This is a genomic window from Nocardioides sp. (assembly GCF_036503465.1).
GTDB lineage: Bacteria > Actinomycetota > Actinomycetes > Propionibacteriales > Nocardioidaceae > Nocardioides.
This window is the reverse complement of record NZ_DASXWU010000083.1, coordinates 43787-56446: the sequence shown is the minus strand read 5'-3', so window position 1 is coordinate 56446 and position 12660 is coordinate 43787. Positions and strand designations below refer to the sequence as shown.

Annotated in this window: 10 protein-coding genes; 5 read left to right on the top strand and 5 right to left on the bottom strand. The window is 71.0% G+C overall.

Annotation, left to right across the window (positions count from 1 at the left end; translation table 11 throughout):
* Positions 1-83: 83 nt before the first annotated feature.
* Both VGK78_RS15350 and VGK78_RS15345 read right to left on the bottom strand, forming a co-directional pair.
* Complete coding sequence (locus VGK78_RS15350; RefSeq protein ID WP_331528561.1) at positions 84-1994, bottom strand: anthranilate synthase family protein; 1911 nt, start codon at positions 1992-1994, stop codon at positions 84-86.
* 64 nt (positions 1995-2058) lie between these two features.
* On the bottom strand, positions 2059-2481 hold the full coding sequence (locus VGK78_RS15345; RefSeq protein WP_331528560.1) for an ester cyclase: 423 nt from the start codon (positions 2479-2481) through the stop codon (positions 2059-2061).
* A 111-nt stretch (positions 2482-2592) separates the two neighbouring features.
* Between VGK78_RS15345 and VGK78_RS15340 the strand changes: the two genes are divergently transcribed.
* The gene (locus VGK78_RS15340) at positions 2593-4884 is read left to right on the top strand and encodes an ATP-binding protein (protein WP_331528559.1); all 2292 of its coding nucleotides are present in this window, start codon (positions 2593-2595) and stop codon (positions 4882-4884) included.
* A gap of 58 nt (positions 4885-4942) precedes the next feature.
* Here the strand turns inward: VGK78_RS15340 and VGK78_RS15335 are convergent, their stop codons facing one another.
* Positions 4943-5374, bottom strand: coding sequence for a MarR family winged helix-turn-helix transcriptional regulator (locus VGK78_RS15335; protein WP_331528558.1), 432 nt, complete (start codon positions 5372-5374; stop codon positions 4943-4945).
* A gap of 108 nt (positions 5375-5482) precedes the next feature.
* Between VGK78_RS15335 and VGK78_RS15330 the strand changes: the two genes are divergently transcribed.
* The gene (locus tag VGK78_RS15330; RefSeq protein ID WP_331528556.1) at positions 5483-6937 is read left to right on the top strand and encodes a DHA2 family efflux MFS transporter permease subunit; all 1455 of its coding nucleotides are present in this window, start codon (positions 5483-5485) and stop codon (positions 6935-6937) included.
* Between the two features lie 140 nt (positions 6938-7077).
* Here VGK78_RS15330 and VGK78_RS15325 read toward each other — a convergent pair whose 3' ends face one another.
* Complete coding sequence (locus VGK78_RS15325; RefSeq protein ID WP_331528555.1) at positions 7078-9237, bottom strand: HelD family protein; 2160 nt, start codon at positions 9235-9237, stop codon at positions 7078-7080.
* A 143-nt stretch (positions 9238-9380) separates the two neighbouring features.
* Between VGK78_RS15325 and VGK78_RS15320 the strand changes: the two genes are divergently transcribed.
* The 3 genes from VGK78_RS15320 to VGK78_RS15310 all read left to right on the top strand — a co-directional run bounded on the left by VGK78_RS15320 (position 9381) and on the right by VGK78_RS15310 (position 11837).
* Positions 9381-10205: a M55 family metallopeptidase gene (locus VGK78_RS15320; protein ID WP_331528553.1), complete on the top strand. Its 825-nt coding sequence runs from the start codon at positions 9381-9383 to the stop codon at positions 10203-10205.
* A 73-nt stretch (positions 10206-10278) separates the two neighbouring features.
* Positions 10279-10761: a SigE family RNA polymerase sigma factor gene (locus VGK78_RS15315; RefSeq protein ID WP_331528552.1), complete on the top strand. Its 483-nt coding sequence runs from the start codon at positions 10279-10281 to the stop codon at positions 10759-10761.
* Positions 10758-11837 (top strand): hypothetical protein, encoded by a 1080-nt coding sequence (locus VGK78_RS15310; protein WP_331528551.1) that lies wholly within the window; start codon positions 10758-10760, stop codon positions 11835-11837. Before VGK78_RS15315 ends, VGK78_RS15310 begins: the two co-directional genes overlap by 4 nt.
* 5 nt (positions 11838-11842) lie before the next feature.
* Here the strand turns inward: VGK78_RS15310 and VGK78_RS15305 are convergent, their stop codons facing one another.
* The gene (locus VGK78_RS15305) at positions 11843-12616 is read right to left on the bottom strand and encodes an enoyl-CoA hydratase-related protein (protein WP_331528550.1); all 774 of its coding nucleotides are present in this window, start codon (positions 12614-12616) and stop codon (positions 11843-11845) included.
* Positions 12617-12660 lie beyond the last annotated feature (44 nt).

Sequence of the window (12660 nt, the reverse complement as noted above, 5' to 3'; positions counted from 1 at the left end):
CTGCTGCGCGCGGGCGCGGCACTCGCCGGTCTTGACGCGTTCCTGACGCCGATGTCCGCCGCGTCACACGTCAGCGCTGCCGGTCAACCCAGCAGGTCGGCCGCCAGGCGGTGGATGAGGTCCGCACCGTGCTGGGTCAGGATCGACTCGGCGTGGAACTGGATGCCGCGGAAGTGCGGACCCCGCACCAGGTGGACGTCGCCCGTCGAGGGGTCGGCGTCCACCGCGACTCCGTCGGGCAGGCGCAGCTCCCCGGACACGCGTCCGACGAAGGTGTTGTAGAACCCGACCCGCTCGCGGCGGCCCTGGACGGTGATCTCGTCCTGAGTGCCCTGGAAGACGATGTCCTTGTAGACCAGCGGGATCCCGAGCCGGTCGCACAGCACCTGGTGCCCAAGGCATACCGCGAGGAACGGCCGGTGGCTCGCCAGCAGACCCTCGACCACGCGACGGAACGTCGCGATCTTCGGGTCGCCGTCGTCGCGCGGGTCGCCCGGCCCCGGGCCGACGATCACCAGGTCCGCGTCGGCGAGCGACCTCTCGTCGTACGCCGTGTGCGGGACGACGGTGCTCGTCATGCCGGCGACGCCGAGCACGTGGCGGAGCATGTTGACGAAGTCGTCCTCGCCGTCGAGGATCGCGACCCGTCTGCCGGTCAGCGCCGGGTCGGCAGGGGTGCCGGACTGGTCGGTCAGCCAGAACGACGCGAGGCGTCGGTTGCGGGCGTTGAGCGAGAGCAGGACGTCCTCGTCGTTGACCAGCTCGGCGACGTTCACGCTCGGGACCGGCGCCGGCGAGGCGAGCCCGAACGCCGAGAGGATGCCGCCCGCCTTCGCGTGCGTCTCGGCGACCTCGTAGGCCGGGTCCGAGTCGCGCACCAGGGTGGCACCGGCCGTGACCGTCAGCCGGCCCTCCAGGTCGACGTCGGCGGTGCGGATCACGATCGGGCTGTCGACCACGGGAGTGCCGTCGGCGTCGCGACCGAAGATCGCGAGCGCCGCGCCGTAGTAGCCCCGGCCCTCGGGCTCGTACTGCGTGATCAACCGGCAGGCGTTCTGCACCGGGCTGCCGGTGACCGTGGCGGCGTACATCGTGTCGCGCAGCACCTCGCGCGGGTCGCGGCTGGTGCGGCCGGCCAGGAAGTACTCGGTGTGGATGAGCCGGCTCATCGGCTTCAGGAACGGCCCGAGCACCTGGCCGCCCTTGTCGCAGATGTCGCACATCATCTTCAGCTCCTCGTCGACGACCATGAAGAGCTCGAAGATCTCCTTCTCGTCCTCCAGGAAGTCGAGCAGCGCTCCTCGCACGTCGCCGTCCTGCGGCAGCCGGAACGTGCCGCTGATCGGGTTCATCCGCACGTCGTCGCCGTGGATCGACACGTGCCGCTCGGGGCTCGCGCCGATCAGGTAGCGGTCGCCGGTGAAGAACACGAAGGTCCAGTACGCGCCGTGCTCGCGCTCGAGCAGCCGGCGGAAGACGGTGAGCGCCGTGGCTGAGCTCCAGTCGGCGACCTGGGCGCGGTAGTGGCGGCCGATCACGAGGTTCGCGCCCTCACCCTGGCCGATCTCGTCGCGGATGATCGCCCCGACGAGATCGGCGTACGCCGTGTCGTCGACGTCGAAGCCGCCTCGGTCCGCGAACTCGACGCCGCTGTCGTCGATCGCCTCGATCACCTCGTCGACGCTGAACTCCAGCTCGGTCTCGACGTCGACCACGACCAGCGGCGTGCCGTCGTCGTGAGCAGCGAACCCCCGCTCCCGCACCTGTTGGAACGGCACCGCGACCAACCGGTCGGCGATGTGCCCGCCCTCGGGGACGCCCTCCTCGATGGGGATGTCCAGCAACGACTCGACGACACGGCGCCGTCCCCCGACCAGCCCGACGGTCTGGCGGTCACCGACCCGGGTCGACCGCCGGATGATCGCCCAGGCCTCGTGCCCCTGGAGCGCGGCGATCGCATCCCGGGCGTTGCTCGAGGGGAGGTCGGCGGTCATGGCGCCCGAATCTACCGACGCTCGGCACCACCGGTGATCGAGGAGGCCGAAGCCGACCCCGGGCTCACGCGCCGGCGGGCTCCGGAAGCAGGCCGAGCTGTCCCAGCATCGCGAGCTGGTCGATGACGTGCCAGTGCTCGCAGAGCCTGCCGTCGACCAGGCGGTAGACGTCGATCCCGGCGATCGTGAACGCCCGGCCGGTCGCGGGGATGCCGGCGAACTCGCCGACATGTGTCCCGGAGTTGGTCCAACGGACCACCACGCGGTCGCCCTCCGCCACCAGGTCCTCGATGGTGAAGTGCGGAGCCAGCGCCCCGGTGATCAGGGAGAACCTGTCGATCGCCCCCTCCTTGCCGGTGCCCTGTCCGGGCACCGGGTCGTGCTCCTCGTAGTCGTCGACCGCCAGATCGCCGACGGCGTCCACGTCACCCTGGTTGAGCAGTTCGTACAGCCGGAGCACCGACTCCTTGTTCCCCTCGACAGTCATGACGCCTCCTCGTACGTGCCCTTCGAGATGCCTCTCACAGTGGCGCACCGGTTCCTCGAAGACCACGACACGGAGGTCACCGAGTTTCTCACCGACTAGCATCGACAGCTGATGTCCGGCCTTGCACAGCTGCTGAGACGACACCGCGAGGCTGTAGGTCTCACACAGGAGGAACTGGCCGATCGGGCCCAGCTCAGCGCGCGCACGATCAGCGACATCGAGCGCGGCGTGCGGTCCCGCGTCTATCCCGACACCGCCCGGCGCCTGAGCGTCGCACTGGAGCTTGGGAAGCCCGAGCTCGAGACTTTCGTCGACGTCGCGCGCGGTCGGCGGGTGGTGTCGCGGGAAATCCCGGTCACGCAGCCGGGCGTGCCCCGGCCGTTGACGGCGCTGCTCGGTCGCGAGCAGGAGCTCAGCGAGCTCGTCAGGGATCTGGACCCCGCCTCAGCGATCCGACTCGTCACCATCACGGGACTCGGCGGTGTCGGCAAATCCAGGTTGGCGCTGGCTGCCGCCACAGAGTTGGAACCGCTCTACGGCGGGCGCATCCACATGCTCCCGGTCGTCGCCAACCAAGAGCCGGAGCACCTGCTGGGCGCCCTGGCGAGGTCGCTCGGAGTGTCCGATCGGGCGTCCCTCGCTGACGTGGGCGCTCACCTCTCGGGAGGCCCCACCCTCCTGCTGCTCGATTCGCTCGAGCACGTCCTCGTGGCGGCCGATGACCTCGAGGTTGCACTGATGGCGGTCCCCGACCTACGGATCCTGGCTACGAGCCGGCAACGACTCGGGATCGCCGGGGAGCGCGAGATCGCGCTGATGCCATTCACCGTTCCCGACCCGTCAGATCCACGTTGGGCCGAGAGCCCGGCCACGGCCCTGTTCCTCGAGCGGGTGCGGGCGCACAGTCCCCAGCTCCGGATCGACGCAGAGGTCGTCATCGACGTCTGTCGCCGCGTCAGCGGCGTTCCCCTAGCGCTCGAGTTGGCCGCCGCTCGCGTCCGTCATCTGCCGCCGACCGTGCTGCGCGACCGACTTCGGCGCGGGGTCGGCGACCTGGAGGACGCAGGACGCGGCGCGGATCGACAGCGATCCATGGCACAGGTCCTCGCATGGAGCATCGCGACGTTGAACGCGGACGAGAGGCTGGTGCTGCGCGTCGCATCACTGTTCGTGGCCGGTTGGCGGCTCGATGCCGCTGCGCGACTGTGCGGTGAGCACCTGGACGTGGTCCGCGCGACCAGCGGCTTGGTCGATCGGAGTCTGGTGATGCTCGACCGCTCACCGGAGGGACCCGTCGACGTCCCCCGGTGGCGCATGCTGGACGTGGTCCGCGAGTTCGTGCGGGGTCAGGACTCTCAGGCCGTGCCGGCGGATCTTCGCCGGACATACGTGGACTTCTACGTCGAGCTGGTCGCCCACGTGCAGCAACACCTCGGGCGCGAGCACGAATGGTTCCAGCTGCTCGCCACGGAAGAGCCGAACATCCGGACGGCGTTGACCTGGGCAGCGGAAGCGCGGGACGCCGAATCCGTGCTGCGGCTGGCCGGGGGTGTGTGGCACTTCTGGCAAGCGCGGGGAGGCCTGGCCGAAGGCCGCGAGTGGCTCGGCACAGGTCTGTCCATGACGCCACCCGCTGAGGCCGTCACCCGCATGACGGCTTGGTGGGGCGTCGGCTGGCTCGCCTACCACCAGGGCGATGACACAGCCGCCGAGGCAGCGGCTCAGGAACTCGAAGAACTGGCGCACCGACATCAGGACGCCGGTGCGCTTCGCAATGCGCTCACGATCCACGGCATGGTCGCGATCGCCCGCGAGACCACAGCGGATGCCTCACGGCTGCTCGGTGAGGCCCTGAGCATCGCTCAAGGCCTCGGGTCCGGTTGGATCCTCGCAACGTCGCTGCTGAACCTGGGTCTGGCTCACCTCGCCGCCGTCGAGACCGAGCAGGCGCGGCGGAGGCTGGCCGAGGCGCTCGCGGCGTACGAGGACTTGGCGGATGAACGCTTCCGAGCCCGATGTCTGGGCTACCTCGGCCTCGTCTCCCTGCTCGAGAACGATCCGGTGAGGGCTCGTGCCCTCTACCAGCAGAGCCTCGCCGTGTTCGGGAGGCTGGCCGAGCCGGGCGGGACGGCTGAGGGCCTGGCCGGCATGGCTGCCGTCGAGGCCTCCCTGAGTCACGCGGCCCGTGCCGCGTTGCTCGCCGGCGCCGGCGAGCGTCTGTTCGAGAGCCACGCCGGTCGCGCCTTGCCGCTGGAGCGGCGGACGACCGCGCGCTACCTCTCGTCGGCGAAGCAGCTGCTCGGCTCGGAGGCGTGGTCAGCGGAATGGCACCGCGGCCGCGAGCTCCCGCTCGCCGACGCCCTCGAGCTCGCGCTCGCGTCCTCATCGGCATCTGCCGGGTGACCGTGCTCCGGTGGTGGAGGGCGGCCATCCTGCGGCCGTCTCGAGTACACCATGGCTCTCAGCGGACGTCCTGGATCGCATTCAGGTAGCGGAGCACCGTCCGCAGCTCGGCGACGGTGAAGCCGGCGTGCACCTTCTCCAGCTGCCGCAGGATCTCGCCGTACGCCGCCATCACCTGCTCCTCGTCGAACGGTCGCGCGTGCACCCAGAGCTTGCGCCGGTCGGACGGGTCGGGACGCCGTTCGATCATTCCCTTGGCCTCGAGCCGGTCGAGCACCCGGGTCGTGGTGCTGGACGGCAGCTCGGTCACCTGTGACACCTGGCCGGGCGTCATCGGCTCGCCGTGGCGCACCAGGACGCCGTACGTCTGGAAGTCCACGACGTTGAGGCCGATCGAACGCGCGATGCGCTCGTTGGTGAGCACCGCGGAGGCGATGACCTCCTGCATCGCCAGAGCGAGCTGGTCGCCGAGCTGTTTCCGGGTGGACAAGGCCTGCGCACCTCGCTATTCTCTCCAGATCGGAGCTATCCCGCTACAGAGAAATCCTGATCAGGGACTTCTCACATCACAGATTACCTCACACGGAGGAGTGACACGATGGCCGAGAAGCGCGGGCTCGCCATGGGCGTGCTCATCTTCGCGTCGTTCATGGACCTGCTCGACGCGACGATCGTCAACGTCGCGCTCCCGTCGATCCGGACCGACCTCGACGCCAGCGGCGCTCAGCTCGAGTGGACCGTCGGCGGCTACCTGCTGGCCTTCGCCGTGCTGATGATCACCGGCGGGCGACTCGGCGACATCCTCGGCCGCAAGCGACTGTTCGTGGCCGGCGTCGTCGGCTTCACCATCGGCTCGGCGCTCGCCTGCGTCGCGCCGACGATCGGTGTCCTGCTGCTCGCCCGCCTCGTCCAGGGCGGGTTCGCGGCGATGATGGTGCCGCAGGTGCTGTCGTCGCTGCAGGCGCTGTACGCGCCACGCGAGCGCGCCGCGATGCTCGGCGTGATCGGTGCGGTCTCCGGCGTCTCCGCGGTGATCGGCCCCGTGCTCGGCGGCTGGCTGGTCAGCAGCGACGCCTTCGGCATCGGCTGGCGCAGCATCTTCCTGATCAACCTGCCGGTGGGCGTCGCGCTGGTCGCTCTCGCGCTGCGTTGGGTGCCGGAGACCCTCTCGGAGCATCCGCTCCGGCTCGACCCGCTCGGGCTCGTCCTGGCCACCGTGGGTCTGCTCGGCGTGGTCTACGCGCTCGTCGAAGGCCGTCAGCAGGACTGGGCTGCGTGGGTCTGGGGCGTGGGCGTGGCCGGTGTCCTGGTGCTCGCGGCGTTCGTCGTACAGCAGATACGCCGTGAGCGCGCCACCGGTTCGGCGCTGCTGCCGATGCGGCTCTTCGCCGACCGTGGCTTCTCGGCCGGTCTGGTCACCCAGGGCACGTTCCAGGGGTCGCTGGCCGGGTTCGCGCTCGTGTTGACGGTGTACCTGCAGACCGGGCTCGGCTGGTCGGCCGTGCACGCCGGGTTCACGCTGCTGCCGTTCAGCCTCGGTGCTTTCGTCGGCACGGGCGTGTCGGTGCCGCTGGGGACCGAGCTCGGCAAGGTCGTGATGGTGGCCGGCGCCGCCCTGCAGTCGGCGGCCACGGTCTGGGTGCTGGCGGTCGTCCACGGCCAGGGCGACGCGCTCTCCACGTGGAACCTGGTGCCGGCGCTGGTGGTGTCGGGGATCGGGCTCGGACTGCTGGTCGCGCCGCTGGTCGACGTGGCGTTGGCGACGATCCCGACGACCGAGGCCGGCGCGGCGTCCGGCACCTACGGCACCGTCCAGCAGGTCGGCGCCGCCCTCGGAGTGGCGATCACCGGGACCGTGTTCTTCGGCGTCGTCGGCACGTCGTACGACGCGGCCTCGCTGCGGTCGGGCCTGCTCGCCGCGTGCTGGGTCGCCGCCGGCGGCTACGCCCTCTCCGCCCTCGCCAGCCTGCTGCTCCCCTCCCGCGCGCAGGTCCATGCCCACCACGAAGCCCTCGAACGCGACCTCGCCGAGCAGGACCCAGTCGCTGCCTGATCCAGCCCGACAACCAGGTCTGGGCAAGCTCGACAAGCACAAACGCGAGCGAAGCGAGCACGCGGGATCCGGCGGCATCCCTGCTGAGGCTCGTGCGCGCGGCGGTCGAAACCGACGACTGAATGATGCGCGCGCGAGACTCAGTGCCGCCGGATCACGCAAATCAACTGGGTCGCGCGGGTCAGGACGACGTAGAGGGTGGCGCGGCCGGTCGGCGACTCGGCCTCGATGGCGTCCGGGTCGACGACGACGATGCCGTCGAACTCCAGGCCCTTGGTGTCGATGCCGGTGAGCACGACGATCCGGTCGTCGCCGGCGGCGGCGGGGTTGCTCGCGTGCGGCGCGTCGTCGGCGTACTCCGGCCACGACGCCAGCCACCGCGACACCTCGGGTCGTCGAGCGAGCGGTACGACGACCCCGACGGTCCCACCGACCTGACCGGACACCTCGGCGAGCGAGGACCGCACGGTGGCGGCGAGGTCGGGACCCGCGGGCACCTCCTGCGGCGAGACCCCGGTGGAGCGGACAGCGGTGGGCAGGTCGGCGTCGAGGCCGACCCGCTCGGCGTACGCCGCGGCGTACTCGTAGATCTCGGCGGAGTTCCGGTAGTTGGTCGACAGGTGGAACTCGTGCAGCTCCTTGCCCTCGACCGCGGCCGCGCGTGCGGCTGCCGACTCAGTGGGCTCCGGCCACGACGACTGGGCCGCGTCGCCGACGATCGTCCACGTCGCCGAGCGGCCGCGTCGGCCGACCATCCGCCACTGCATCGGGGTGAGGTCCTGGGCCTCGTCGACGAGGATGTGGGCGTAGCCGTCGTCCTGGATCCGGTGCGTCGGCGGCTGCCACGGCCCCGCCCCGGGCCCGAACTCCCGGTCCGCCGCCGTCGAGAGCTCCTGCAGGTCGCCGCCGAGGAAGTCGTCGAGCTCGTGGTCCTCCTCGCGGGTGCGGTCGGGCACGTCGCCGAGCGCGTAGCGGAGCTCGTCGACCAGCGGGATGTCGTCGACCGACAGGTCGCCGGCCTGCCACGACTTCACCAGCAGCCGCTGCTCGTCGGGGGTCACGACGCCCTCGCCGACCCGCGCCAGGAACTCCGGATCGCGGAGCCACGCGAGCACCTCGGACGCCCCCAGCGGCGGCCACCAGGACATCGCGAAGTCGACGAACGCCGGGGACGACAGCATGTCGTCGTCGAAGGCCTCGCGCCCCCGCTCCCGGCCACGCTCGCCACGCACCTGGCGCCACATCACGTCGAGCAGCGACGAGGCTATCCGCGGCAGCTGACGGTTGCGACGGCCCTGACCCATCAGCTGCCGGCGCAGCCTGCCGAGCGAGCCGCGGTCGAGGTGGATCACGTCGTCACGCCAGAAGACCCGGAACTCCTTGGGGGAGCCCGGCGCCTGCTGGCGCGCCGTACGACGCATCAGCTCGGCCATCCGCGCGGAGCCCTTGACCGCCGCGACCGCCGGGGCGTCGTGCCGCGTCGCCCGCAGACCACCGACGACCTCACCCAGCGACCGCAGAGCCACCGCGGTCTCCCCCAGCGACGGCAGCACCCGCTCGATGTAGCGCATGAAGACACCCGACGGGCCGACGACGAGGACGCCGCCGGTCTCGTAGCGGCGGCGGTCGGTGTAGAGCAGGTACGCCGCGCGGTGCAGCGCCACGACCGTCTTCCCCGTTCCGGGACCACCACTGATCGCGACCACACCCTTGGCGGGTGCCCGGATCGCCCGGTCCTGCTCGGCCTGGATCGTCGCCACGATGGAGTGCATGGAGCGGTCGCGTGCGCGCGAGAGCTGTGCCATCAGCGCGCCCTCGCCGACGATCGGCAGGTCCGTCTCGGCCTCGGCATCGAGCAGCTCGTCCTCGACGCCGACCACCTTCGGGCCCGAGCAGCGGAGCACCCGCCGCCGGATCACGTCGTGGGGCTCGGCGGCGGTCGCCTGGTAGAACACCGCCGCGGCCGGCGCGCGCCAGTCGATGAGCAGGGAGTCGCGGTTGTCGTCGCGGAGCCCGATCCGGCCGATGTAGCGGGGCTCGGGGTCGACCCGCTCCTGCAGGTCGAGCCGGCCGAACACCAGACCCTCGTGCGCGGCGTCGAGCTGCGCGATCCGGCGCGCGGCCTGGAAGACCATCGCGTCCCGCTCGACCAGCCCGCCCTCGTGCCCGAGCGCCCCGCGACCGTGTCCCTCGCGGGCCAGCGCCTGGGCGTTGCGCGCGGACTTCTCCAGCTGTACGTACACCCGGTCGACGAACGCCTGCTCGGCAGCGAGCTCGGCGGTCAGCACCTCGTCAGCCACGTGACGACTACTCCCTCGGATCCCCGACCATCCCGGGGCCCGGGACGGAAAATCTGCAAGTCGCCCATCGTATCGGCCGGACTCGGCCGTCGACGTCCGGATCGGGCAGATCGGACGCGGGTCGTCTGTGACAGGCTCGGCCCGTGAAGGTCTACATCTCGGTCGACCTGGAGGGCGTCGCCGGCATCGCAGACTGGGAGCAGTGCGTCGCCCGGGGCGACGACTACGCGCTCGGTCGCGACCTGGCGCTGGGCGAGGTCAACGCGTCGATCGACGGCGCGATCGAGGCCGGCGCCGAGCAGATCCTGGTGAACGACAGCCACTCGTTCATGCGCAACCTGCCGCCCGGCGAGCTCGCGGGCCACGCGTCGTACCTCTCCGGGCGCTTCAAGCCGCTGTACATGATGGAGGGCCTCGACGCGTCGTTCGACGTCGCGCTCTTCCTCGGCTACCACGCCGCGATGCCGACGCCGGGCATCCTGTCGCACACCTACAACCCGCGCGCGATCGCCAACGTGACCCTCAACGGCACCGTCACCGGCGAGGCCGGCATCAACGCGCTCGTCGCGATGCACCACAGCGTGCCGATCGAGGTGATCACCGGCGACCAGTACGTCGGGCCCGAGGCCGCGCCGTTCTGCCCCGGCATCAACGCGATCGAGGTGAAGACCTCGATCAGCCGGTACGCCGCCGAGCACCTGCACCCCCACATCGCCCAGCAACGCATCCGTGAGGGCGTCTACCAAGCGCTCTCCGAGCCGTCCGCCGGAGCTCCCGTGATGCACCTGCCGGCGACGCTCGAGATCCAGCTGATGTCGCCCGACATGGCCGAGCAGGCGACCTGGCTCCGCGGCGTCGAACGTCTCACCTCGACGACCGTCCGGTGCGAGGACGACGACCCGATGAGGCTCTACCGGAGGTTCATGACCCTGGTGTTCCTGACCCGCAGCCTGGTCGAGACGCGCTGATCTCCCGGCGCGTCGAGCCCCGACGTGTCAACCTTCCTCCGGGCTCGGCCGGTTGAGGCGGGGAGGAGGTCCGGTGGACTTCAGCGAGTACGTCGCCGCGCGCGGGCGCGCGCTCTGGCGTGCCGCGTGGCTGCTCACCGGCGACAGCCACCTCGCGGAGGACCTGGTGCAGACCTCCCTTGCGAAGGCCTGGCCGCACGACGAGCGGGTGGCCGCGAACGGCTCGTTCGAGACCTACGTGCGGCGAGCGATGCTGAGGACGTATCTCTCGTGGCGAGGTCGGCGGTGGATCGGCGAGGTCCCGAGCGCCGACCCGCCGGAGGACGGTGTCAGCGACGAGCATGCCGACGTCGACCTGTTGCGTGCACTGGACTCGCTGTCGCGGCAGCAGCGTGCGGTCGTGGTGCTGCGATACTTCGCAGACCTGACCGAGGCCGACACCGCCGCGGCCCTCGGGTGTTCCGCCGGCACCGTCAAGGCCCACCACGCCCGGGCCATCGCCGCCCTGCGCACCTCCGGCCTCCTCCGCCCCGACGAGCGTGAGGAGGCCCGATGACCGACCTGACCCCCGGTGAGCGGACCGGGTTGATGACCCGGCTGCATGACGCCGTTCCCGAGGCACCCGAGCTCGTCGACCTGGCCCCGCGTGCCGAGACGCGCGCCCGCAGGGTACGTCGCACCCGCCGGGTCGGCGTCCTTGTCGCAGCAGCGGCCGCGGTCGCCGCCGTGATCGTCGTCCCACAACTGGCCGGCGGACATGAGAATCCGCCCACGACACCGCAGCCCGCCCCGGCGCACTGCGTTCGGGACACCCGCCTCGACCACCAGGACTTCCGGGTCGGCACGGCTGCCTGGGTGATCCCGTGCACGGGCCCCGAGCGCCTCGACATGGACATCCCCATGCCATCCGGAGTGCTGCGCGGACGGGCAGCCGCGTCGCTGGTCAGGACGCTGCAGGCCAAGGCCTACGACGCATACCCCCAGGGCTGCCCCTCCGCCAACTACCCGGGCATCGGCTTCCAGGTCGGGTTCACGGATGGCACCGTCGCCGCGGTCGGCCTCAGCGGCTGTGGCGGCACCGTCAGTCCCGGGAACCAAGCGGTCAACGAGTACTTCCTCGACTTCGCGGACCTGCTCGCGTCCGACCTACAGCGCCAGAACGACGATCGACACCGCCGCTACCGCCCCACGCGACCTCCCCCTCAGTGCCCACCTGACCTCTCGAACCCGGCTGCCATGAACATCGACGGTCGGTCCGCCCGCACTCTCGACACGACGGGCGCCCTGCTGGACCTGTCCGCGGATGAGGCTCTGGTCTGCCGGTACGACGGCGGTCGGCTCGTCGAGACGCGTCGCGACCTCGACCCGGAACGACTGCTCCTGACGTCCGCGTCCGGCTGGTACCTCGACAACCCTGGTGACTACGCCAACGCCTGGGGCGGGAGGGATCATCCCGTGCCGCCCAGCGAGTACCTGGTGACCCTGCGCGACAAGACCGACACCTGGCGCACGTTCACCGTCACCGGCCGCGTCGGCATCGTCACCTTCTACCGCGGCGGGGGGCATGTCGATCGACTCGGCTTCGCGAGTCCGCCGCTGCTCGAGGCACTCGGCCTGCACGCGGGTCGCTGAGCCGGCTACCTCTTCTGGTTCAAGAAGGCCGTCATCGCCTCCCTCGCCTCGTCCGAGGCGAACAGCCGGGCGCTGAGGGCGGCCATGTCCGCGCCGAGGTCGTCGATGCGGCCGACCAGGTCGGCGTTGAGGATCTTCTTCGACTCGCGCAGACCCTGGGCCGCACCGCTCGCGAGCTGCGCGCAGACCGTCGCGACGGCGTCGTCCAGCTGGTCGGCGGGGACGGCACCGGTGACCAGGCCGTACGCCGCCGCGTCGGCGCCGGAGAACACCTCGCCGCCGAGCGTCGTCAGCGCGGCCGCGCGGGGGTTCATGCGGGCGTGCACGGTCAGCGAGATGATCGCGGCGGCGAGGCCCAGCTTCACCTCGGTCAGGGCGTACGTCGCGTCCTCGGCGCTGATCGCGACGTCACTGGCGGCGACGATCCCGATGCCGCCGGCCCTCACCGCGCCCTCGATCCGGGTCACCACCGGCTTGTCCATGGTCACGATCAGGCGCTGGAGCGCGACGATCCGCTGTGCTCCCTCCTCCATGCCGACCGAGGTGGCCTCGGACAGGTCGGCGCCGGAGCAGAACACCTTCCCCTCCTGCCGGACCAGCACGACCTTCACCTCGGCGTCGGAGCCGGCCCGCTCGAGGCGCTCGACCAGCTCGCCCACCAGCTGCCGCGAGAGCGCGTTCCGGTTGTGCGGGGAGTCGAGGGTGATCGTGGCGACCGCACCTGAGACGGCGTAGTGCACGAGCTCGCCCCGTCCTGAGCCTGTCGAAGGGTCCGGCATGCCCGGCATCCTGCCAGGCGTCGGGGGTGGGGATGCCGGGTGGA

What these genes read in the sequence shown, in the direction of transcription:
- VGK78_RS15350 (WP_331528561.1), bottom strand. Translation starts at nt 1,994, where the DNA reads ATGACCGCCGACCTCCCCTCGAGCAACGCCCGGGATGCGATCGCCGCG.
- VGK78_RS15345 (WP_331528560.1), bottom strand. Translation starts at nt 2,481, where the DNA reads ATGACTGTCGAGGGGAACAAGGAGTCGGTGCTCCGGCTGTACGAACTG.
- VGK78_RS15340 (WP_331528559.1), top strand. Translation starts at nt 2,593, where the DNA reads ATGTCCGGCCTTGCACAGCTGCTGAGACGACACCGCGAGGCTGTAGGT.
- VGK78_RS15330 (WP_331528556.1), top strand. Translation starts at nt 5,483, where the DNA reads ATGGCCGAGAAGCGCGGGCTCGCCATGGGCGTGCTCATCTTCGCGTCG.
- VGK78_RS15310 (WP_331528551.1), top strand. Translation starts at nt 10,758, where the DNA reads ATGACCGACCTGACCCCCGGTGAGCGGACCGGGTTGATGACCCGGCTG.
- VGK78_RS15305 (WP_331528550.1), bottom strand. Translation starts at nt 12,616, where the DNA reads ATGCCGGACCCTTCGACAGGCTCAGGACGGGGCGAGCTCGTGCACTAC.